Source organism: Streptomyces sp. NPDC000134, assembly GCF_042899225.1.
Lineage (GTDB): Bacteria > Actinomycetota > Actinomycetes > Streptomycetales > Streptomycetaceae > Streptomyces.
Genome location: NZ_JBIAZN010000021.1, coordinates 57,265 through 77,991, shown reverse-complemented (window position 1 = coordinate 77,991; position 20,727 = coordinate 57,265). Strand labels below are relative to the sequence as shown.

Below are 20,727 nucleotides of genomic sequence, written 5' to 3'. Positions count from 1 at the left end.
ATCATTCGACTGGACGCGGGGCCGAGCGATCCCACCCGAAAGGGCCAAACCGCCGTCGGGGGACGTCAGTCCAGTTCGAGGACCCGGGCGTGCAGCACCTGGCGCTGCTGGAGCGCGGCGCGGACCGCGCGGTGCAGACCGTCCTCCAGGTAGAGATCGCCCTGCCACTTCACGACGTGCGCGAAGAGGTCGCCGTAGAACGTCGAGTCCTCGGCGAGCAGGGTCTCCAGATCGAGTTGCTGCTTGGTGGTGACGAGCTGATCGAGGCGGACCGGGCGCGGCGCGACATCCGCCCACTGCCGGGTGCTTTCCCGGCCGTGGTCGGGGTACGGCCGGCCGTTTCCGATGCGCTTGAAGATCACACGGAAAGCCTACCGGTCCGGCATCCCCGGGCGCAGCCTCCCGGCTCGGACGGTTGCGTCGGCCGTGTTCCGCCCCTGGTCAGCGTCGTGCGATCGGCCCGGCGGCGGAGGCCGTGGCGGGCCTCCGCCGCCGCGCGGTGCCGGTCAGTCCCGTTTCCGCGCCGGTGCGGAGTGCCGCCGCTCGCGCGGATCGGGGCGGGAGGACTCGGACTTGGGGGCGTTGCGGCTGGCCTCCGCGCGCAGCAGGGCGCGCAGGACGGCATAGGGGTCCCTGAGCATGGCTGTTTCTTCCTCCGTGGGTCGCGTCGCTTGCGGTCGGGCGGGGCCCGGTCCGCTCAGCAGCGCAGCACCACGGAGCGCGGGACGCGCGGGGCGTACGGCGGTGGCTCCGGCGGCGCCGGAGGACCCCCGGCCGCGGGCGGCACCGCGACGCCCGTGCGGGGCGCGGGACGCCGGGGCAGGGCGGCCCGTCGTACGGAGGTCCGCGCCGCGGCGTCGAGGACGTCGTACTCCGCGACCGCCCCGCCGCTCCCGGCCCCGCTCCCGGCCCCGCTCCCGCCTCCGCTCTCGGCCGCCGCGACGGTCACCACCGGCTGCTGCGTCTGGGCGGCGTGGACGACCGGCAGCAGCAGCGCGAGCAACAGGACCAGCGCGTGCGGCCGGATGCGGCGACGCGAGGCGCGGGCTGGGGGACGTGCGGGGCGTACGGGGGATGTGGGGCGCACAGGGCGCGCGGGGCCTACGGGGCGTGCGAGGCGTACGGGGTGCAGAGGGTGCACGGGACGTAGGGGGCGTACGGGGTGCACGGCACGTAGGGGGTGTACGGGGTGTGCGGGATGTACGAGGTGTACGGGGTATGCGCGGTGTGCGGGTCTCACGCCGGACCGGCCCCCCGGACGGCCGAGGACAGCGGACGCGACGGCTTCGCGAGGGGCGGCCCGGGGGCATGCGCCCCGGGGGCGTGCGCCCCGGGCCGTGGCGGCCGGGTGCGGGCCCGGCGGCGGTCGTCCCGGCGGCGGCCGTCCCGCGACCGCGTTCCGGGGGAGCCGCCCGGTGTCTCGGGGGAGCCGCTCGGTGCCTCGGTCATGCTCCATGCTGTGACCGGCCCGCCGGGGGCGGCCAGCCGGGCGGTCCGATCGGGGCACGGGCCCGCCGCTACTTCTTCTTCGCCGCCTTCGCCGCCGCCTTCATCTCCTGCTTGTGCGCGCGGACCTTGGCCAGCGACTCGGGGCCGGTGATGTCGGCGACCGAGCGGAAGGAGTCCGGTTCGCCGTAGTCGCCGGCCGCCTCGCGCCAGCCCTCCGGGCGGACGCCGAGCCGCTTGCCGAGCAGGGCGACGAAGATCCGCGCCTTCTGCCGGCCGAAGCCCGGCAGTTCTTCCAGCCGCCCCAGCAGCTCCCGGCCGCTGCCGGCGTCCCGCCAGAGGGCCTCGGCGTCACCGTCGTAGTGCTCGACGAGGTACTGGCAGAGCTTCTGCACCCGGCCCGCCATCGACCCCGGATAGCGGTGCACGGCCGGTTTCCCGGCGAGCAGCGCCGCGAACTCCTCGGGGTCGCGGGAGGCGATGTCGTGCGCGTCCAGGTCCTCGGCGCCCATCCGCCGGGCGATGGTGGCGGGGCCCTTGAACGCCCACTCCATCGGGATCTGCTGGTCCAGCAGCATCCCGACCAGCGCGGCGAGCGGACTGCGGCCGAGCAGCGCGTCGGCCTCGGGGTCCTGGGCGAGGTGCAGGGTGACGTCCATGCCCCGATGATCGCCCGGGACCGGTCAGGTCGCGCGCCAGTACCCCAGCGCGTTCACCCGCTGCTTGGGCAGCCCCAGCTCCTTGCGGACGTACGCGGCCAGTGCCCGGGTGGTCGCGGTGTCGCAGGCGATCCAGACGTACGGGTCGGGCGTGGCCCGCAGCAGCTCCGGCAGCGCCTCCTTCACCCGGGCCACCAGATGGGCGCCGTCGTCCTGGCGTTCGACCGCGCGGACCTCGTGCCGGGTGGCGTCCGCGCGCAGCGGCAGCCCGGTGTGGTCGCCCTCGAACCAGACCGTCGCGGGGGCGCCGTCCAGCGCGCCGAGCAGGGAGTTGAGGGCCGGCAGGGAGGCCGGGTCGGCGACGGCGAAGACGTGCGAGGGCGCCGGGTCGGGGTCCTGGAAGCCGGTGCCCTGGACGGTCGCCTCGACGGTGTCGCCGGGCTTCGCGGCCCGCGCCCAGTCGCTGGCGCAGCCCTCGTGCAGGGCGAACTCCAGGCTGAAGGTGCCCGCCGCCGGGTCGGGGTCGACCAGGGTGTACGCCCGCTGGTGCGGCCGGCCCGCGTTGTCGAACCAGAGCCGCACCCACATCGTGGGGTGGACGCCGGTGGTCTTCAGCATCCCGCCGTCGGTGAAGTGCACGCGGCGGTAGAGGGGCGTGACGTCCTCGGCGCCGGTCACCGTGAACGTGAAGTCCTTGGCGCGCATCAGTTTGAGGACCGCGCCCTCCCAACCCCGCCCCTGAGCCATGTCCCCTTCACCCTTCACGTACGATTCCGCCACACGAACATCGGACTTAGGTGAGCCTAACCTAAAGGGAAGTTGAGGCACAGGGGTGAGCGCCGAGATATACCGCGATGCCTGGGGCGTCCCGCACCTGCGTGCGGACGGCACCCGGGAACTCGCCCGCGCGCAGGGGCTGGTCACCGCCCGGGACCGGGGCTGGCAGATGGAGGTGGAACGGCACCGGGCGCAGGGCACCTCGGCGTCCTTCCTCGGCCCCGGGGAACTGCCCTGGGACCGCTTCGTCCGCCGCGCCCGCATCGCCGACACCGCCCGGCGCTGCTTCACCGCCCTGGAGGAACGGGACCCGGAGACCGCCGACTGGGTGCGGGCCTACGTCACCGGGGTGAACGAGGGCCTCGCCGGGCCGCCCGCCCCCGAGTTCGGCCGGGTGGGCCTCACCCCCGGCCGCTGGGAGCCGTGGACGCCGCTCGCCGTCTGGCTCGCCACCCACATCCTGTTCGCCGGTTTCCCGGCCAAGCTCTGGCGCGGGCACATCGCCGGGCACCTCGGCGCGGACGCCGTCGCCCTGTTCGCCACCGACGGACCCGGCACGGCCGGCAGCAACGGCTGGCTGGTCGGCGGCGAGCGGACCGTCACCGGGCAGGCGGTCATCGCCGGCGACCCGCACCGCTTCATCGAGGACCCCGGCGTCTACCAGCAGATCCGGCTCTCCTGCCCGGAGTTCGACGTGGTCGGCCTCGCCGTGCCCGGCGTCCCGGGCATCGCCCACTTCGGCCACGCCGGCACCGTCGCCTGGGCCATCACCAACGCCATGGCCGACTACCAGGACCTCTACCGCGAGAGACTGCGCCGCACCGGCGCCGGCGTCGAGGCGCTCGGCCCGGACGGCGTCTGGCGCCGCGCCGCCCGGCACACCGAGCTGATCCGGGTCGCGGGCGAGGGGACCACCGAGGTCGAGGTCATCGAGACCGACCGGGGCCCGGTGATCGTCGGCGGACCCGAGGGCCTGGACGACGGCACCCCCCTCGCGCTCAGCCTGCGCTACCCGCCCCGCGTCACCGGCGACCTCGGCTTCGGCGCGCTGCTGCCGCTGCTGCGGGCCCGCCGGGTCGCCGACGTCGACCGGGCGCTGGACTCCTGGGTCGAGCCGGTCAACGTCGTCCAGGCCGCCGACACCGAGGGCGGCACCCTGCACCGGGTCGCGGGCCGGGTGCCGGTCCGCGCCGAGGCCAACAGGCTGGGACCGGTGCCCGCCTGGGAACCCGGCCACGAGTGGCGGGGCTGGCACACCCCGCCCCGCGCCGGCCTGACCGACGGCGTCGCGGTGATGGCCAACCAGCGCGGCCCGGCCGCCCCCCTGGGCACCGAGTTCGCGCCGCCGCACCGCGCCGAGCGCATCGCCGCCCTGCTGGCCGCCAAGGACCGCTGGTCGGCCGCCGACATGCCCGCGATCCACACCGACACCCACCTCGGCTCGGCCGCCCCCCTGCTGGACCGCCTGAAGACTCTCGACGCCCTGAGCCCGGCCGCCGCCGCCCTCCGCGACCGCCTGCTCGCCTGGAACCGCCGCATGGACGCTGACAGCACCGACGCGGGCGCCTACGCGGCCCTGCGCGGCGCCCTCGTCCGCAGGCTGGCGGCCCACCCGGCGTTCGCGGGTCCGGCCGTCCCGCCCGCGTACCCCGAGGTGTTCCAGCCCTGGCTCGCCCTCGTCCCGAGGATCGCCTACGCCCTCGAACACCTGCTCAGCGCCGAGGAGTCGTACGGCATCGACCGCACCGCCGAAGTACGCGCCGCCCTGGAGGAGACGGCCGCCGGGGCACCCCCCGCCGCCTGGGGCGACACCCACCGCCTCGCCCCCTGGCGGGCGTTGCCGGACGCGTCCTTCGCGGCCCCCGGCCTGGCCGGCGACCACGACTGCGTGCTGTGCACCTCGGCCGTGCCCGGACTCACCGACCTCGCCGCACGCGGCCCCGCCGCCCGGTACGTCTGGGACCTGGCCCGCCGGGAGGACAGCCGCTGGGTGGTCCCGTTCGGCGCCTCGGGCGTCCCCGGCTCACCGCACCACCGCGACCAGTTGCCCCTCTGGCTCGCCGGCGATCTCGCCCCCGTCGTCACCGACTGGGGCCGGCTCACGAAGGAGACCGATGTCTGACCCCTACGTTTCACGTGAAACCGTCCACCAGGAGGAGGTCGAGGGCTTCGGCACCATCCGCGTCCTGCCCCTCGACCCCGACCGGGACGCCGAGGTGATCCACGCCTGGGTGAGCGAGGAACGCGCCGCCTTCTGGGGCATGAACGGCCTGACCCGCGACCAGGTCGCCGAGATCTACGCCCACATGGACACCCTCGACACCCACCACGCCTACCTGCTGGTGACGGACGGCGCCCCGGTCGCCCTGCTCCAGACCTACGAGCCCTCGGCGGACCGGGTCGGCGAGTGCTACCCCGTCGAGCCCGGCGACATCGGCGTCCACCTGCTCGTCGCGCCCGCCGGACCGCACGGCGCCCGGCCGGGCTGGACTGCGGCGCTGGCGTCCGCCGTCATCTCGTACGCGCTGGTCGGCCTGGACCGGACCCGGATCGTCCTCGACCCCGACGTGCGCAACGAGGCGGCCATCGCCCGCTTCGTGCGGCAGGGCTTCACCGCGGGCCCGGTCGTGGTGCTGCCCGAGGTCGACCTGCCGGACGTCTACCTGCCGGAGAAGGAGGCCCAACTCGCCTTCCTCCACCGGGACTCCCTGGGCAGGTAGCCTCGGACGGGTGACTCCGGTGACCCCAGAGGACCTCGTCGCGCACTACGGGCTGGAGCCCATCCCCCGCGAGGGGGGCCTGTTCCGCCGGACCTGGGCCGGTCCGCAGGGCCCCGACGGCCGCCCGGCCGGCACGGCCATCGTCGCCCTGCTGACCGGCCGGCCCGGCGACTTCTCCGCCCTGCACCGCCTGTCCCACGACGAGATCTGGCACCACTACCTCGGCGACCCGCTCGACCTGCTCCTCCTCGCCCCCGACGGCACCTCCCGCACGGCCGTGCTGGGCCCCGACGTCCTGGGCGGCCAGCATGTGCAGACGACCGTCCCGGCCGGCACCTGGATGGGCGGCAGGGTCCGCGCGGGCGGCGCCTGGACCCTCTTCGGCTGCACCATGGCCCCCGGCTTCACCTACGCGGACTACGTCCACGGCGACGCGGCCGACCTGACGGCCCGCTACCCGGCCGAGGCCGCGCGGATCGTGGGACTCTGCCGCCCATGACCCTTCTGGACGGCCAGGTCGCCCTGGTCACCGGCGCGGGCGGCGGCATCGGCCGGGGCATCGCCCGGCGCTTCGCCGAGCAGGGCGCGGCCCTCGCCCTGCACTGCCGTACGTCGGTGGAGGCGACCCGCGACCTGGCCGCGCGGATCGAGGCGCGGGGCGGCCGGTCGGTCGTCCTGCCCGCCGACCTCACCGACGAGGATGCCTGCCACCGCCTCGTCGACGCCGCCGCCGACTGGGGTGGCGGCCGCCTGGACGCGCTCGTCAACAACGCGGGCGTGCAGCCGGTACGGGAACTGCCCGGTATGACGGCCGCCGAGTGGCGGTCGGTGCTGGACACCAACCTGGCGGGCGTCTTCGCCTGCACCCAGGCGGCCGCCGAGGCGATGCGCCGCGCGGGCACCGGCGGCACGATCACCCACATCGCCTCGATCGAGGCCCGCGCCCCCGCCGCCGGACACGCCCACTACAGCGCCGCCAAGGCGGCGGTCGTGATGCACGCCCGCTCGGCCGCCCTGGAGTACGGCCCGTGGGGCATCCGCGTCAACACCGTCTCGCCCGGCCTGATCGACCGGAACGGCCTGGCCGGCACCTGGCCCGAGGGCGTACGCCGCTGGCAGCGGGCGGCACCGCTCGGCCGCCTCGGCCACCCCGAGGACATCGGCGACGCGTGCGTGTTCCTCGCCTCCCGACTGGCGTCCTGGATCACCGGCCATGACCTGGTGGTGGACGGCGGTGTGACGGCTCGGCCGCCTTGGTGAGGCTGCCGGGGGTACGGCAGGGTCCACGGTTCTGAGGCTTCGCGTCCGTCACGACGGTCCCCTTCGGCGTCGGCACCCCCGGCGGGAAGGGCACGGTCCGGCTCACCCCCGACCCGGGCCGCACCGGCGGCAACGCGGTCCAGGCCCTGGTCTTCGCCCCCGACGGCGGCCCGACCGCCGTACCCGAACCGCGCCTCTTCGTCACTCCGCCCCTCCCCAGCACCTGGACGGCGAGGGTGACGGTCCGCACGTCCGAGGCGGACCGGGCGAGCGGGACGGCTCGGGTACGGATCACGCCGTGACGGGGGCGGGACCAGGTCCGGAGCCGGGTGTGCCGCGTCGTCGGCGCTCGGGCCGCCAGGTGGCCACCAGGGCACCGGCCAGCAGCAACTCGGCGATGTCCCCGGCGTAGTACATGATCTCCGCTCCCGCCCGTACCTCGGCGACGGGTACGTGGAGGTGGACGAGGAACCCGCCGTACATCGCCTGCGCGATCAGCGCGTGCGCGGCCACGGCGACGCCGAGGTACCCGAGCCGGGCCGGTACGCCGGGCCGGCCGGGCGCCGGACCGGGCCCGGCGATGGCGTGGGCGAAGAGGCACCCGGACGCCAGGAAGTGGACGCTCATCAGCCAGTGCCCCGCCGGACGCGCCGACAGGGCGTCGTACAGCGGCGTGAAGTACAGCACCCCGAGGCTCCCGGTACCAAGCAGCAGGGCAACGGCCGGATGGGCCACCAGCTTCACCGGCCGGCTCCGCAGCACGGCGCTCACCTGCCGCCCCAGCCGCACCGGCAGCACCCGCAGCAGCAGCGTCCCCGGCGCCCCCAGCACCAGCGCCAGCGGCGCGTACATGCCGATCAGCATGTGCTGGGCCATGTGCGCGCGGAAGTCCTCGTGCGCCATGGTCCCCACCGGCGGCAGCACCGCGACGGCGAGCAGCCCCACCCCGATACCGAAGAAGACCGCCCGCCCCCCGCTCCACCCCTGACCGCCCCGGGCCCGTCGCACCCGCCAGACGGCGACCCCGTACACCCCGCCCAGGACGAGCAGCAGCACCACCGGCACCACCCACTCCAGGGGCAGCCCGCCACCCCCACCACCGTGGTGCTGATGACGCTCCGTCCCACCCATCAGGACCGCCGCCCGGACACCCGTCCGCCGCGCTGCACGAGATACCCCACCCCCACGAACACCAGCCCCAGCACCAGGAACCCGGCGTCCCACCACGCCTGGTGCGCCCCGCCGCGCACGTGATGAATACCGAGGATCTGATGATCGAGCAGCCCTTCGACCAGGTTGAACACCCCCCACCCCACCAGGACCCACCCCCACAGCACCCGCGAGCCCCACACAGCCCTGCGGTGCTCGGTGACCCGCGAGTACAGCAGTCCCAGCCCCGCGACGACCGCCACCCAGCACACGGCGTGGAAGACGCCGTCCCAGACGGTGTTCATCTCCAGCCCGGACACGGTGTCCGGGTCGTAGTACTTCACTCCGATGCGGTCGTCGTCGGTGCTGGTGAGCATGTGATGCCACCGCAGCAACTGATGCAGCAGAATCCCGTCGACGAACCCCCCGATCCCCACCCCCAGCACGATCCCCGGCGCCATGATCGACCGGGGCGCGACGAGGTCCGCCCCTCCACCACTCGCCATCGTGGCCATCACCACTCCTCCGTCCGCCCACGGACACCCGCGTCCGCACACGGTTTCCCCCCGCCGCGCCCCCCATCCCACGACGCCCGGAAAGTACGCCACACGGACCGACCACCGGCCCTCCGGCAGGCGTCGCATTCACCTACGGCCCGCCCCGACAGACCACGGCCGAAAAATTCGGCCCGCGGAGTCCAGAACACCAACGCCGAAGGGCCCCGCCGCGAACGGTGGGGCCCTTCGACATCGTGCCCGGTGAGGCACTGGCGGAGGATACGAGATTCGAACTCGTGAGGGGTTGCCCCCAACACGCTTTCCAAGCGTGCGCCCTAGGCCTCTAGGCGAATCCTCCGCCGAGAACATTACATGACGTCGGGGAGTGCTTGCGAACTCGTTCGCAGGGCCCTGGATCGGGTAACCTGTGCTTCAGCCCCTCACGCGGCGCTATCTGACTGAACTCCCCCAGGGCCGGAAGGCAGCAAGGGTAGGTCGGCTCTGGCGGGTGCGTGGGGGGCGTCTGCGTTTCCCGGGCCGGGCCGGTTGTCAGTGGGCGCCTATAACCTCGTATGCGTGTCGTCTCTCGCGCTGTACCGCCGCTACCGACCCGAGTCCTTCGCCGAGGTCATCGGGCAGGAGCATGTCACCGACCCGCTGCAGCAGGCGCTGCGGAACAACCGGGTCAATCACGCGTACCTGTTCAGTGGTCCGCGCGGCTGCGGCAAGACGACCAGCGCCCGCATCCTGGCCCGGTGTCTGAACTGCGAGCAGGGGCCCACGCCGACGCCCTGCGGTGAGTGCCAGTCGTGCCAGGACCTGGCGCGGAACGGGCCGGGTTCGATCGACGTCATCGAGATCGACGCCGCCTCGCACGGTGGCGTCGACGACGCCCGTGACCTGCGCGAAAAGGCATTCTTCGGACCCGCGGGCAGCCGGTACAAGATCTACATCATCGACGAGGCCCACATGGTCACGTCGGCCGGTTTCAACGCGCTGCTCAAGGTCGTCGAGGAGCCGCCGGAGCACCTCAAGTTCATCTTCGCGACCACCGAGCCCGAGAAGGTCATCGGGACCATCCGGTCGCGGACCCATCACTACCCCTTCCGGCTCGTCCCGCCCGGCACCCTGCGCGAGTACCTCGGCGAGGTGTGCCAGAAGGAGGGCATCCCGGTCGAGGAGGGTGTGCTGCCGCTGGTCGTGCGGGCCGGTGCCGGGTCCGTGCGTGACTCCATGTCCGTGATGGACCAGTTGCTGGCCGGTGCCGGTGCCGACGGTGTGACGTACGCCATGGCGACCTCGCTGCTCGGGTACACGGACGGGTCGCTGCTGGACTCCGTGGTCGAATCGTTCGCCTCCGGGGACGGGGCGGCGGCCTTCGAGGTCGTCGACCGCGTCATCGAGGGGGGCAACGACCCCCGGCGCTTCGTCGCCGACCTGCTGGAGCGGCTGCGTGACCTGCTGATCCTCGCCGCCGTGCCCGACGCCGCCGAGAAGGGGCTCATCGACGCTCCGGCCGACGTGGTCGACCGTATGCAGGCCCAGGCGCATTCCTTCGGCGCCGCCGAGCTGAGCCGCGCCGCCGATCTCGTCAACGAGGGGTTGACCGAGATGCGCGGTGCGACCTCGCCGCGGCTCCAGTTGGAGCTGATCTGCGCGCGGGTGATGCTGCCGGCGGCGTACGGCGACGAGCGGTCCGTGATGGCCCGCCTCGACCGCATCGAGCGCGGCGTGAGCTTCTCCTCCGGGGCCGGTCTGCCCGCGGCGGGGTATGTCCCCGGGCCCGACGTCCACGCCCCCGAGAGCGCCACGGTTCCGCCGGTTTCGCCGGGTGGCGGAGTGGCGGCGGCTCGGGCGGCGGTACGAGGGGCACAGCCCGCGCCCGCGGGACAGCAGGCGGGACAGCCCGGGGGGCAGCCGACCGGGCAGCAGGCCGGACCGGGGGCGCCCGCAGGCGCCGCCGCCGTGCCGGGCGGTGGGGCGGCCGGTGGCAGCGCCACCCCGAGCGGGCCCGGCGCCGGTGCCGTACCCGCCTCGCCCGCCGCCTCCGCGCCCGTCCCTGCGAGCCCCGCTCCGCAGGCCCACGCCCCGCAGGCCCACGCTCCGCAGGCCCCCACCGCGCCCCCGGCCCCGCCCGTGTCCGGTGGCCCCGCGCCCGGTGCCTGGCCCACCGCCGCCTCCGCGGGCAGCGGCGGCCGGCGACCCGGTGGCTGGCCCACCGCGGCTCCCGCGGGCGGCGGCGCCCAGGCACCGGCACCCACGGCGGCCACCGCACCGGCCCCCACCGCACCGGCCTCCGCGGCCCCGCCCGCACCCGCCTCCAGCCCCGCGCCCCCGGCCGCCGGGGGTCTCGACCCCCGCACGCTCTGGCCGAACATCCTGGAGGCGGTCAAGAACCGCCGCCGGTTCACCTGGATCTTGCTCAGCCAGAACGCCCAGGTGACCGGTTTCGACGGCACCTCCCTGCGGCTCGGTTTCGTCAACGCCGGGGCCCGGGACAACTTCCTGAGCAGCGGCAGCGAGGAGGTGCTGCGGCAGGCGCTGGGCGAGCAGTTCAACGTCCAGTGGAAGATCGAGGCGGTCGTCGACCCGTCCGGCGGCTCGGCACCTCCGCCGCCAGGCGGCCCGTCCGGCGGCCCCGGCGGCTCCGGAGGGTTCGGTGGCGGTGGTTACGGCGGTGGCACCCCCGCCGCCCCCGGATACGGCGGCGCCTCCGCCCAGCGTCCGTCGGCGCCCCCCGCCTCCGCCCCGTCCGGACCGCCCGCCTCCGCCTCGGCGTCCGGTCCGGGACCCGCGCCCGCCCCCGTCCAGCGGCCCTCCGCGCCCGAACCGCCCCCGGTCTCCATCGAGGACGACATCCCGGAGGACGACGACCCCGACCTCGACGAGTCGGCCCTGTCCGGCAAGGAGCTGCTCGTCAAGGAACTGGGCGCGACGGTGGTCGAGGAGATCACCCACGACTGAACGCCCGCGGACGCCGGCCGCGCCGGCCGCGTCTCGGAGGAACGTACGAGCCCCCGGTCCGCCCGCCTTCGGAAGCCCGCACAAAGCGGCCCCGCCGGTTCCCGTTAGGCTGACCCCCGTGAAGGTCCTCGTCATCGGCAGCGGTGCCCGCGAACACGCCCTGTGCCGTTCCCTGTCCCTCGACCCCGACGTCACCGCGCTGTACTGCGCGCCCGGCAACGCCGGGATCGCCGAGGTCGCCGAGCTGCACCAGGTCGACGCCCTCGACGGCGCGGCGGTGACCGCGCTGGCCCAGCGGCTCGGCGCCGGTCTGGTCGTCGTCGGCCCGGAGGCGCCCCTGGTCGCCGGGGTCGCCGACGCCGTGCGCGAGGCCGGCATCCCGGTCTTCGGCCCCTCCAAGGAGGCGGCGCGACTGGAGGGCTCCAAGGCGTTCGCCAAGGACGTCATGGCCCACGCCGGGGTCCCCACCGCCCGTTCGTACGTCTGCACGACACCGGACGAGGCCGACACCGCGCTCGACGCCTTCGGCCCGCCGTACGTCGTCAAGGACGACGGTCTCGCCGCAGGCAAGGGCGTCGTCGTCACCGACGACATCGAGGCCGCCCGGACCCACGCGCGTGCGTGCGAGCGCGTGGTCATCGAGGAGTACCTCGACGGCCCCGAGGTCTCCCTCTTCGCCATCACCGACGGCGACAACGTCCGCCCGCTCCAGCCCGCCCAGGACTTCAAGCGCGCCCTCGACGGCGACGCGGGCCCGAACACCGGCGGCATGGGCGCGTACTCCCCGCTGCCGTGGGCCGATCCCAAGCTGGTGGACGAGGTCGTGCAGAGCGTCCTGCAGCCGACGGTGGACGAGCTGCGCCGCCGGGGCACGCCGTTCTCCGGGCTGCTGTACGCCGGTCTCGCGATCACCTCGCGGGGCGTACGCGTGATCGAGTTCAACGCCCGTTTCGGCGACCCCGAGACCCAGGTCGTCCTCGCCCGGCTCAAGACCCCGCTCGCCGGGCTGCTGATGGCCGCCGCCACCGGCAACCTCGCCGACCTGGAGCCGCTGCGCTGGAGCGACGACGCGGCCGTCACCGTCGTCGTCGCCTCGCACAACTACCCCGAGACCCCCCGCACCGGCGACCCGATCACCGGGCTCGACGAGGTGGCCGCGCAGGACGCCCCGCACGCGTACGTGCTGCACGCCGGCACCCGGCGCGAGGGGGACGCCGTCGTCAGCGCCGGCGGCCGGGTGCTGTCCGTCACGGCCACCGGCGCGGACCTCGCCGAGGCCCGTGAGCGCGCCTACCGGGCCGTCGCCCGCATCGGCCTCGACGGCTCCCAGCACCGTACGGACATCGCGGCGAAGGCGGCGGCGGGCGCGTAACGCCCCGTCTCCCGCCCCGTCGCGCGGCGAACCCGACAGGCCCCGGCTCCGTCTCAGGAACCGGGGCCTGACCCTTGCCGTCCGTCATCCACCTCTCCCCAGAGCCATTCCATCGAGTGACCAATGCCCCATACGGCTGACGGGCACCGAGCCCCCAACTAGGGTGCGGCGCAAGCGTTCCGGCACTTGGCCCACCGGCATTGCGATGTCAGTGGCGGGTGCCACAGTGGGGGAGTGAGCACCACCGGGCAAGGACAGGCCGAGCAGGGAAGGGGGTGACGGGCGTGAGCGCCACCGGCGTCGAGGAGCGTGGAGCGCGGGGCGCGCGGTCCCGGGCCCTGGCCGTGCTGCGGGTCCGCAGCCGGGCGCTGGCCGTCGCGCTGCTGCCCGCCGCCGCGGCCGTGATCCTGCTCGCGGGCGGCTCCACCGGGCACCTCGTGGGCACCCCCTGGGACGTCGCCCGCGGGGCGGTGTCGGCGGTCGCCCTGCTCGTCCTGCTCGCCGCCACCGGTGTCGCCCTGGTCGTGGCCCGCGCACGGCCCGCCGTCACCCCGACGGTGACGATCGCCGAGGAATCGGCGCCGGATCTGTACCGGATGGTGCGCGACCTCGCCGACCGGCTCGACGTGCCCGCGCCCTCCGCGATAGCGCTCACCCCGGACTGCGACAGTTGGCTGGAGGACCGCACCCACCCGGCGCACGGCGGCCCGCCGCCGGAGGACCGGGGCGCTGTGACCGGCGGGGGGCAGCCGCCGCGCCGGTCCACCGCCGCGCCCGTCCTGGTCATCGGCTCGCCCTTCCTGTGGTGGATGCGCGTCGGCGAGCTGCGCGCGGTGCTGGCCCCGGTCGTCGCGGGCACGGGACCGTCCGCGCACCCCGACATAGCGGCCGCCCGGCGGTTCGTCCGGGGACTGGACGCGGCGGTCGCGGTGGCGTCCGTGCGGCGCCGGGGCCCGCTGTCCCGCGTGGTCTGCGCGGCCGTCGGCTGGGTGGCCCGGCTGCTGCTGCGCCACTGCCGGGAGCACGCCGCCGAGATGGAGCGCGGCGTCGCGGCCGCCGCCGCCGAGCGTGCCCAGGCCGTGGACTACGGGCTGCGGATCGTCGCCCAGGAGCAGGTGGGACTCGCCTACGCGGGCTGGGACCGGCTGCTGACCCGGGTCGCGCTGCCCGCCTGGCGGATGGGCCGCTGGCCCTCCAAGCTGGACGCGGGCGTGGTCGCCGCGCTCACCGAGCTGTCCCGGCGCGACCGGCTGGCCGAGGGCTTCGCCTCCCGGCTCGGCGAGCGCCCCGCCTGCGACCTGCTGGAGGAGCCCGGCGCGATGGACGAGGCGGCCTCGCTGCTGGCCGCCCGCCTCTTCCACGGCGGACCCGCGGAGCGCGGCGCCGACTGGGCGCCGGTCGACTGGCAGGAGTATCCCGAGGAGGTCGTCGACCGCACCTGGCGCGTCGAGGCGGCCCGGCTCCACCGCGTCCTGGACTCCCTCGGCGTCCGCCGCACCGCCGAGGGCAACGGGTCCGGGACCGGCGGCCCCACCCTCGCCCGAGTCCTCGACCACCTCACCACCCCGCCGCCCCCCACCGACCCCGCCCCCTGGCCGTACGGCACCCCCCGGGGGACCCCGGCGCCGCAGACTCAGGAGGCCCAGGAAACCCAAGAAATCCAGGGCACCGAAACCTCCCAGGGCACCGAAACCTCCCAGGACCCCGAGCCCTCCCGGGACCCCGAGCCCTCCCGGGACCCCGAGCCCTCCCAGAACCCCGGGCCTTCCCAGGACCCCGGGCCCTCCCAGGACCCCGGGCCCTCCCAGGACCCATGGACCTCCCAGGACCCCGGGCCCTCCCAGGACCCATGGACCTCCCAGGACCGCGGGACCCCCCAAGACCCCCGGCCCTCCCAAGCCCTCCACCCCAGCCACCCCGACGAGGACGACGACCTAGCCGGCACCACCCCCCGCGGTGCCGCCCTCGCCGCCCGGCTCGCCGCCGAGCTGGCCCGCGAGGAGGCGGACGGCGCGCCCCCCGCCCCCGCCGAGGCACCCCCCGCCGGTCCCCCCGGCCCCGACCCGGTGCTGTGGGACGACCGCCCGCTCCCCCTCTTCCCGCTGCAACCGCCGCGCAGCGGCCGGGAGATCCTCACCGACCACATCACCGCGATGGTCTGCTGCGCCGCGATGGACACCGCCGGCGCCGCCCCCGGCCTCGACTGGCTCGACGGCCCCTCCCTCCTGGTCAACGGCGAGCGCACGGCCGACCTCACCCCCCGCGTCCTCACCCTGGTCGAGACCGGCGACGCGGCCCCCCTCCGCGCCTGGCTGACCGAGCTGGGCATACGCCCGGAGAAGCCCGTACGGCTGGTCTGACCGCACCGATCCGCGGACTCCCCCGATCCCCGCTTCCGGCCGGCTCCCGCCGGACTCCCGGCGCGGTCCCGTACCGGACGCAACCCTTCCAGTTTCAGCCGCTTCGCAACGACCAGTGACCGCACGGGTGCGATATGTGATGTGCTGGGACCGATCGCGCACATGGCAATCGCGTACGTCATACGCACGACCACGGGGGCACGAGGGAGGGGAATGACGCATGGGGTCCGAGCAGATCCGCCGCTGGGAGTCCGGAGCACTCGCGCACGCCGTGACCGACCCCTTCGGCCAGGGACCCGTCCCCTGGCTGCGCGGTGACGAGACGTACTTCGGGGACAGCGGCCAGGTCGTCCCCTGGTACGTGGACGCCGAGCAGGTCGAGGACACCCCGGAGGACGCCCGGCCCGGCAGCCGGCCCGGCAGCCGCTCCGGCACCCGTTCCGGCAGCCGGGCCGCCGACGGGCGGCGGCCCCCCGTCCACCGCTCCACCGGCGGCCCCCGCGCCGCCGACGACGTCCGCCGGCAGATCAAGGGCTTCGTCTCCACCGGAGCGGTCGCGCCCGGCGAGGCCGTCGACTTCCACGTCAGCGTCGACCCGCCCCAGGAGTTCAGCGTCGACGTCTACCGCATCGGCCACTACGGCGGGGACGGCGCCGCCAAGATCACCACCAGCCCCCGGCTCTCCGGCATCGTCCAGCCCCCGCCGCTCACCGCCGACCGCACGGTCTCCTGCCACCACTGGTGGCTGTCCTGGCGGCTGCAGATCCCGTCGTACTGGAACATCGGGGCGTACGTCGCCGTCCTCACCACCGCCGACGGCTACCGCTCGCACATCCCGTTCACGGTCCGCGACGACCACCCCGCCGACCTGCTGCTGGTCCTGCCGGACATCACCTGGCAGGCGTACAACCTCTACCCGGAGGACGGCCGCACCGGTGCCAGCTTCTACCACGCCTGGGACGAGGACGGCCGGCTGCTCGGCGAGGCCGACGCCGCCACCACCGTCTGCTTCGACCGCCCGTACGCGGGCGCGGGCCTGCCCATCCACGTCGGCCACGCCTACGACTTCATCCGCTTCGCCGAGCGCTACGGCTACGACCTCGCCTACGCCGACGCCCGCGACCTGCACGCCGGCCGCGTGGACCCGACCCGCTACCGGGGCCTGGTCTTCCCCGGCCACGACGAGTACTGGTCGGCCCCCATGCGCCGCACCACCGAACTGGCCCGGGAGCAGGGCACGTCCCTGGTGTTCCTCTCCGCCAACACCATGTACTGGCAGGTCGAGCTGTCCCCGTCCCCGAGCGGCGCCCCCGACCGCCTGCTGTCCTGCCGCAAACGCCGGGGCCCGGGGAAGCCGGTGCTGTGGCGGGAGATCGACCGCGCCGAGCAACTGCTGCTCGGCATCCAGTACGCCGGCCGCGTCCCCGAACCGCACCCGCTGATCGTCCGCAACGCCGGGCACTGGCTGTGGGAGGCGACCGGCGCCCACGAGGGCGACGCCCTCGAGAACCTGGTCGCGGGCGAGGCCGACCGGTACTTCCCGCGCACCCCGCTGCCCGAGCACGACGAGCGGACCCTGCTCGCGCACTCGCCGTACCCGGACGCCGAGGGCGTCCCGCGCCACCAGGAGACGTCCCTGTACCGCGCGCCCTCGGGGGCGTGGGTCTTCGCGTCCGGGACGTTCGCCTGGTCACCGGCCCTGGACCGGCCGGGCCACGTCGACCTCCGGGTCCAGCGCGCGACGGCCAACCTGCTGGACCGCATCTGCAAACGCGACTGACCCGCTGTCCCCGGGCCTCCGGCGGTACGGGAGAATCGGGTCATTGGACAGAACCACGGGGAGGAACCGTGTCCGGATTCGTCGAAAAGCCCGAGCCGCTGGAGGTTCCGGGCCTGGTGCATCTGCACACCGGCAAGGTGCGCGACCTGTACCGGAACGAGGCGGGCGACCTCGTGATGGTCGCCAGCGACCGCATGTCCGCCTACGACTGGGTGCTGCCGACCGAGATCCCCGACAAGGGCCGGGTCCTCACGCAGCTTTCCCTGTGGTGGTTCGACCAGCTCGCCGACCTGGTGCCGAACCACGTGCTGAGCACCGAGCTGCCCGCGGGCGCCCCCGCCGACTGGCGGGGCCGCACCCTGGTCTGCAAGTCGCTGCGGATGGTCCCGGTGGAGTGCGTGGCCCGCGGCTACCTCACCGGCTCGGGCCTGAAGGAGTACGAGCAGACGCGCACGGTCTGCGGCCTGGCGCTCCCCGAGGGCCTCGTCGACGGCTCGGAGCTGCCCGCGCCGATCTTCACCCCGGCCACCAAGGCCGAGGTCGGCGAGCACGACGAGAACGTCTCCTACGAGGAGGTCGCCCGCCAGACCGGCGCGGACACCGCCGCGCGGTTGCGGCAGGCCACGCTCGCCGTGTACTCCCGGGCCCGGGACATCGCCCGCGACCGGGGGATCATCCTGGCCGACACCAAGTTCGAGTTCGGCTTCGAGGACGAGGAGCTGGTCCTCGCCGACGAGGTGCTCACCCCGGACTCCTCCCGCTTCTGGCCCGCCGACCGGTGGGAGCCGGGCCGCGCCCAGTCGTCGTACGACAAGCAGTACGTCCGTGACTGGCTGACCTCGGCGGAGTCGGGCTGGGACCGCGAGAGCGAGCAGCCCCCGCCGCCGCTGCCCCAGCGGGTGGTGGACGCCACCCGCGCCAAGTACGTCGAGGCGTACGAGCGTCTGACCGGCGTGAGCTGGAGCTAGCGGCGGCAGGACACGGGAAAGCCCCCCGGCCGGAGCCGGGGGGCTTTCCCTACTGGAGCGAACGACGAGGTTCGAACTCGCGACCTCAACCTTGGCAAGGTTGCGCTCTACCAACTGAGCTACGTTCGCATCTGCGCCGTGGCGCGAGCACCACTATACCCAACCGTGCTCGCGGGCGAGACGCACCGCCGCATGACGGTTCTCCGCGCCGAGCTTGCCGGCGGCCGACGACAGGTAGTTCCGTACGGTGCCCTCGGCGAGCGCGGCCCGTTCGGCGATCTCCGCGACCGGCGCCCCGTCGGCGGCCAGCTCCAGCACCTCGGCCTCCCGGGCGGTCAGCGGCGAGTCCCCGGTGGAGATCGCGTCGGCGGCCAACTCGGGGTCCACGTAACGGTTCCCGGCGTGCACCGTGCGGATGATCTCGGCGAGCCGCTGGGCGCTGACCGTCTTCGGCACGAACCCGCGCACCCCCGCCGCGAGCGCCCGTTTCAGGTGGCCGGGGCGTCCGTGGCTGGTGACGATCAGCACCTGGCAGCCGGGCAGCTCGGCCCGCAGCGATGTGGCGACTGTCACACCGTCGGCGCCGGGCATCTGGAGGTCCAGTACCGCCACGTCGGGCAGGTGCGCGCGGGCCATGGCCAGTGCCTCGGGGCCGGTGGCGGCCTCGGCGACCACCATGAGGTCGTCCTCCAGGGAGAGCAGGGCGGCCAGCGCCCCCCGGATCAGGTGCTCGTCGTCGGCGAGCAGCAGCCGTACGACATCGCTCACGACACGGCCTCCAGTGCGCTCGACGGCATCAGCGGCACCTCCGCCACCAGCCGGAACACCCCGCCGTCGGCGCGGCCCGCGGTCAGCGTCCCGCCCACCGCGCTCAGCCGCTCCCGCAGCCCGGCCAGTCCCGAGCCGCCGGGGCCCCGCTCGGCCCCGGCCCCGTTGTTCTCCACGGTCAGCACCACCCGTTCCCCGGTCGTCCGTACGGTGACGGCGCACCGGTCCGGGTTCCCGTGCCGCAGCACGTTGGTGGTGGCCTCGCGCACCACCCAGCCGAGCGCCGACTGCACCGGGCCGGGCAGCCCGGCGGTCTCGCCGGTGACCGCGCAGTCGATGCCCGCCGCCGTCAGCACGCCCCGGGCGCCGGTGAGTTCGGTCTCCAGGTCGGCCTCGCGGTAGCCGCGTACGACATCGCGGACCTCCCGCTGGGACTCCCGCGCGATGCGCTGCACCTCGATCATCTGTTCCACCGCCTCGGGTCGCGCCCGCCGGGTGAGCTGGACGGCCAGCTCGCTCTTGAGGGCGATCACGGCCAGGTTCCGCCCGATCACGTCGTGCAGGTCCCGGCCGAACCGCAGCCGTTCCTCGGCGACGGCGAGCCGGGCCCGGGTCTCCCGGGCCTCGTCGAGCTGGTAGACCGCGTCGAGCAGCCAGACGGAGAAGACGGAGGTGAAGGCGAGGAACCCGGCGCCGACCAGCACCACGCACGCCGTGACCAGCACGGCGGGTCCGGGCACCCCCAGCGGGAAGGACAGCAGCCCGGCGCCCGCTCCGAAGCCGACGACGGACCCGATCACGCGCCGCCGGTCGCGCACGCCCAGCGCGAGGGCGCCGGCGCCGAAGCAGAGCACGCCCCCGAAGACCGAGCCGGCCGCGGTGTCCACGTGTTCGGCGTCCGGTCCGCGCTCCGCGAGGCCGACGGCGGCCACGGCGATCACCAGGGTGACGGCGGCGAGCGTCCAGAGCAGCCTCAGTGGCTGGGGGCGCGAGCCGCGGGTCCAGTCCAGCGCCCGCGAGGCGGTCACCATGCAGACCACGGCGTGTACGGCGACCATCAGGGCCAGCGCGCTCGCGAGCGGCGGCTCCACCCGGTCGAAGGCGGCCAGGCCGAAGGTGACGAACTCGATCACGCCGAAGAAGTGGAACGACCACCGGGTGTACGCCTCCACCTTCGCCGGGGTGCTCTTCCGGCCCCACCAGCTTCCCGGCCTGCGCGGTTCCCCGCCCGCCCCGCTCCGCACGCTGTCCCCTTCCACGGTCAGTGCCGGGGTTCCCACCGGAACCACCGCCGTACAGCAAACACCGACAGCGCGGTCCAGGCCACCGCCTTGGCGATCGCGCCGAGCGCCTCGGCGGCGGACAGATCGCCGGTCCAGCCTCCGCGGACCAGTTCGACGACCGGGGTGAGCGGCAGCAGTTCGCAGACGGCGGCCACCCGGTCCGGAAGCAGTTCCAGCGGGACGAACAGGCCGGAGCCGAGCATCGAGACGATCATCAGCGGCATCGGCGTGACCTGCGCGCTCTCGCCGGTCCGGGTGAAGCTCGCGGTGACCGCGGCGAGGGCCGCGCACAGCACGAGGCCGAGAGCCACGCCGAGGACGGCGAGGTGCGGCGCGGACGGCGCGGACAGGTCGAGCAGCACCGCGCAGCCGACGGCCAGCAGCAGGCACTGGGCGAGTCCGGTGAGCACGGCCGGCAGCGCGGACCCGCCGAGGATCTCGGTGTCCCGCAGCTCGCCGGTGCGCAGCCGCTTGAGGACGAGTTCCTCGCGCCGGACGACGAAGACGCCGACCAGGGCGGCGTAGACGGCGAACAGCAGGGAGAAGCCGATCGCGGCGGGCAGGACGACGGTGCCGGGGGTCAGCCCGGCCTCGGCGAGGTCCATCTCCTCGGCCGCCGAGCGCACGCTGAGCGGCAGCACCAGCGGCACGAACAGCGAGGCGAAGAGGGTGCCCTTGCTCCGCCCGAGGAGGGTGAGTTCGGCTCGCGCGAGGGCGGTCATCC

The 20,727-nt window shown here is 74.8% G+C and carries 19 protein-coding genes, 2 tRNA genes and 1 other RNA gene; 10 read left to right on the top strand and 12 right to left on the bottom strand.

The window, feature by feature from the left end; translation table 11 throughout:
* Positions 1-65: 65 nt before the first annotated feature.
* From ACFY32_RS27550 to ACFY32_RS27530, 5 genes are all read right to left on the bottom strand, one after another.
* On the bottom strand, positions 66-362 hold the full coding sequence (locus ACFY32_RS27550; RefSeq protein ID WP_004943146.1) for a type II toxin-antitoxin system VapB family antitoxin: 297 nt from the start codon (positions 360-362) through the stop codon (positions 66-68).
* Between the two features lie 144 nt (positions 363-506).
* Entirely contained in the window at positions 507-641 is a 135-nt protein-coding gene (locus ACFY32_RS27545; RefSeq protein WP_359190704.1) for a hypothetical protein, read from the bottom strand.
* 56 nt (positions 642-697) lie between these two features.
* Positions 698-1,003 (bottom strand): hypothetical protein, encoded by a 306-nt coding sequence (locus tag ACFY32_RS27540; protein ID WP_390675571.1) that lies wholly within the window; start codon positions 1,001-1,003, stop codon positions 698-700.
* Between the two features lie 514 nt (positions 1,004-1,517).
* Entirely contained in the window at positions 1,518-2,105 is a 588-nt protein-coding gene (locus ACFY32_RS27535; RefSeq protein ID WP_359190710.1) for an HhH-GPD-type base excision DNA repair protein, read from the bottom strand.
* 24 nt (positions 2,106-2,129) lie between these two features.
* Complete coding sequence (locus tag ACFY32_RS27530; RefSeq protein WP_390675570.1) at positions 2,130-2,852, bottom strand: siderophore-interacting protein; 723 nt, start codon at positions 2,850-2,852, stop codon at positions 2,130-2,132.
* Between the two features lie 85 nt (positions 2,853-2,937).
* Here ACFY32_RS27530 and ACFY32_RS27525 point away from each other — a divergent pair, with 85 nt between their 5' ends.
* The 4 genes from ACFY32_RS27525 to ACFY32_RS27510 are packed head-to-tail and all read left to right on the top strand — an operon-like array spanning position 2,938 to position 6,862.
* Positions 2,938-5,004 carry a penicillin acylase family protein gene (locus ACFY32_RS27525; RefSeq protein WP_390675569.1) on the top strand — a complete coding sequence of 689 codons (2,067 nt, stop codon included), beginning with the start codon at positions 2,938-2,940 and terminating at the stop codon, positions 5,002-5,004.
* A complete protein-coding gene (locus ACFY32_RS27520) occupies positions 4,997-5,602 on the top strand; it encodes a GNAT family N-acetyltransferase (protein WP_390675568.1) in 606 nt (201 codons plus the stop codon). Before ACFY32_RS27525 ends, ACFY32_RS27520 begins: the two co-directional genes overlap by 8 nt.
* Before the next feature lie 19 nt (positions 5,603-5,621).
* Positions 5,622-6,101 (top strand): cupin domain-containing protein, encoded by a 480-nt coding sequence (locus tag ACFY32_RS27515; RefSeq protein ID WP_359190723.1) that lies wholly within the window; start codon positions 5,622-5,624, stop codon positions 6,099-6,101.
* On the top strand, positions 6,098-6,862 hold the full coding sequence (locus tag ACFY32_RS27510) for an SDR family NAD(P)-dependent oxidoreductase (protein ID WP_359190726.1): 765 nt from the start codon (positions 6,098-6,100) through the stop codon (positions 6,860-6,862). Before ACFY32_RS27515 ends, ACFY32_RS27510 begins: the two co-directional genes overlap by 4 nt.
* 291 nt (positions 6,863-7,153) lie before the next feature.
* On the opposite strand, the gene ACFY32_RS27505 is transcribed toward ACFY32_RS27510, so the two are convergent.
* The 3 genes from ACFY32_RS27505 to ACFY32_RS27495 all read right to left on the bottom strand — a co-directional run bounded on the left by ACFY32_RS27505 (position 7,154) and on the right by ACFY32_RS27495 (position 8,866).
* Entirely contained in the window at positions 7,154-7,993 is an 840-nt protein-coding gene (locus tag ACFY32_RS27505; RefSeq protein WP_390675567.1) for a cytochrome c oxidase assembly protein, read from the bottom strand.
* Complete coding sequence (locus ACFY32_RS27500; RefSeq protein WP_390675566.1) at positions 7,993-8,526, bottom strand: DUF2243 domain-containing protein; 534 nt, start codon at positions 8,524-8,526, stop codon at positions 7,993-7,995. Before ACFY32_RS27500 ends, ACFY32_RS27505 begins: the two co-directional genes overlap by 1 nt.
* 252 nt (positions 8,527-8,778) lie before the next feature.
* Positions 8,779-8,866: transfer RNA gene (locus tag ACFY32_RS27495), tRNA-Ser, on the bottom strand.
* A gap of 73 nt (positions 8,867-8,939) precedes the next feature.
* Between ACFY32_RS27495 and ffs the strand changes: the two genes are divergently transcribed.
* The 6 genes from ffs (at position 8,940) to ACFY32_RS27465 (ending at position 17,952) form a co-directional block, all read left to right on the top strand.
* Positions 8,940-9,036: signal recognition particle sRNA small type (gene ffs, locus ACFY32_RS27490), an RNA gene on the top strand.
* Between the two features lie 48 nt (positions 9,037-9,084).
* Positions 9,085-11,472, top strand: a complete 2,388-nt coding sequence (locus ACFY32_RS27485) for a DNA polymerase III subunit gamma and tau (protein ID WP_390675565.1) — start codon at positions 9,085-9,087, stop codon at positions 11,470-11,472.
* A gap of 118 nt (positions 11,473-11,590) precedes the next feature.
* A complete protein-coding gene (purD, locus tag ACFY32_RS27480) occupies positions 11,591-12,844 on the top strand; it encodes a phosphoribosylamine--glycine ligase (RefSeq protein WP_390675564.1) in 1,254 nt (417 codons plus the stop codon).
* A 284-nt stretch (positions 12,845-13,128) separates the two neighbouring features.
* Positions 13,129-15,204: a hypothetical protein gene (locus tag ACFY32_RS27475; RefSeq protein WP_390675563.1), complete on the top strand. Its 2,076-nt coding sequence runs from the start codon at positions 13,129-13,131 to the stop codon at positions 15,202-15,204.
* Positions 15,205-15,424: 220 nt separating this feature from the next.
* Positions 15,425-16,984: a N,N-dimethylformamidase beta subunit family domain-containing protein gene (locus tag ACFY32_RS27470; RefSeq protein WP_390675562.1), complete on the top strand. Its 1,560-nt coding sequence runs from the start codon at positions 15,425-15,427 to the stop codon at positions 16,982-16,984.
* 68 nt (positions 16,985-17,052) lie between these two features.
* A complete protein-coding gene (locus ACFY32_RS27465; protein WP_359190748.1) occupies positions 17,053-17,952 on the top strand; it encodes a phosphoribosylaminoimidazolesuccinocarboxamide synthase in 900 nt (299 codons plus the stop codon).
* Between the two features lie 53 nt (positions 17,953-18,005).
* Here the strand turns inward: ACFY32_RS27465 and ACFY32_RS27460 are convergent.
* The 4 genes from ACFY32_RS27460 to ACFY32_RS27445 all read right to left on the bottom strand — a co-directional run bounded on the left by ACFY32_RS27460 (position 18,006) and on the right by ACFY32_RS27445 (position 20,725).
* Positions 18,006-18,081: transfer RNA gene (locus ACFY32_RS27460), tRNA-Gly, on the bottom strand.
* A gap of 24 nt (positions 18,082-18,105) precedes the next feature.
* Positions 18,106-18,720, bottom strand: a complete 615-nt coding sequence (locus ACFY32_RS27455) for a response regulator (RefSeq protein WP_390675561.1) — start codon at positions 18,718-18,720, stop codon at positions 18,106-18,108.
* Positions 18,717-19,964, bottom strand: coding sequence for a sensor histidine kinase (locus ACFY32_RS27450; protein ID WP_390675595.1), 1,248 nt, complete (start codon positions 19,962-19,964; stop codon positions 18,717-18,719). Before ACFY32_RS27450 ends, ACFY32_RS27455 begins: the two co-directional genes overlap by 4 nt.
* Positions 19,965-19,981: 17 nt before the next feature.
* Positions 19,982-20,725, bottom strand: a complete 744-nt coding sequence (locus ACFY32_RS27445) for an ABC transporter permease (RefSeq protein ID WP_390675594.1) — start codon at positions 20,723-20,725, stop codon at positions 19,982-19,984.
* Positions 20,726-20,727 lie beyond the last annotated feature (2 nt).

Bases quoted from the DNA above. Each gene is read 5' to 3' on its own strand.
- ACFY32_RS27510 (WP_359190726.1), top strand. From the start codon at position 6,098: ATGACCCTTCTGGACGGCCAGGTCGCCCTGGTCACCGGCGCGGGCGGC.
- ACFY32_RS27445 (WP_390675594.1), bottom strand. From the start codon at position 20,725: ATGACCGCCCTCGCGCGAGCCGAACTCACCCTCCTCGGGCGGAGCAAG.
- ACFY32_RS27530 (WP_390675570.1), bottom strand. From the start codon at position 2,852: ATGGCTCAGGGGCGGGGTTGGGAGGGCGCGGTCCTCAAACTGATGCGC.
- ACFY32_RS27535 (WP_359190710.1), bottom strand. From the start codon at position 2,105: ATGGACGTCACCCTGCACCTCGCCCAGGACCCCGAGGCCGACGCGCTG.
- ACFY32_RS27500 (WP_390675566.1), bottom strand. From the start codon at position 8,526: ATGGCCACGATGGCGAGTGGTGGAGGGGCGGACCTCGTCGCGCCCCGG.
- ACFY32_RS27470 (WP_390675562.1), top strand. From the start codon at position 15,425: ATGGGGTCCGAGCAGATCCGCCGCTGGGAGTCCGGAGCACTCGCGCAC.
- ACFY32_RS27505 (WP_390675567.1), bottom strand. From the start codon at position 7,993: ATGGGTGGGACGGAGCGTCATCAGCACCACGGTGGTGGGGGTGGCGGG.
- ACFY32_RS27520 (WP_390675568.1), top strand. From the start codon at position 4,997: ATGTCTGACCCCTACGTTTCACGTGAAACCGTCCACCAGGAGGAGGTC.
- ACFY32_RS27545 (WP_359190704.1), bottom strand. From the start codon at position 641: ATGCTCAGGGACCCCTATGCCGTCCTGCGCGCCCTGCTGCGCGCGGAG.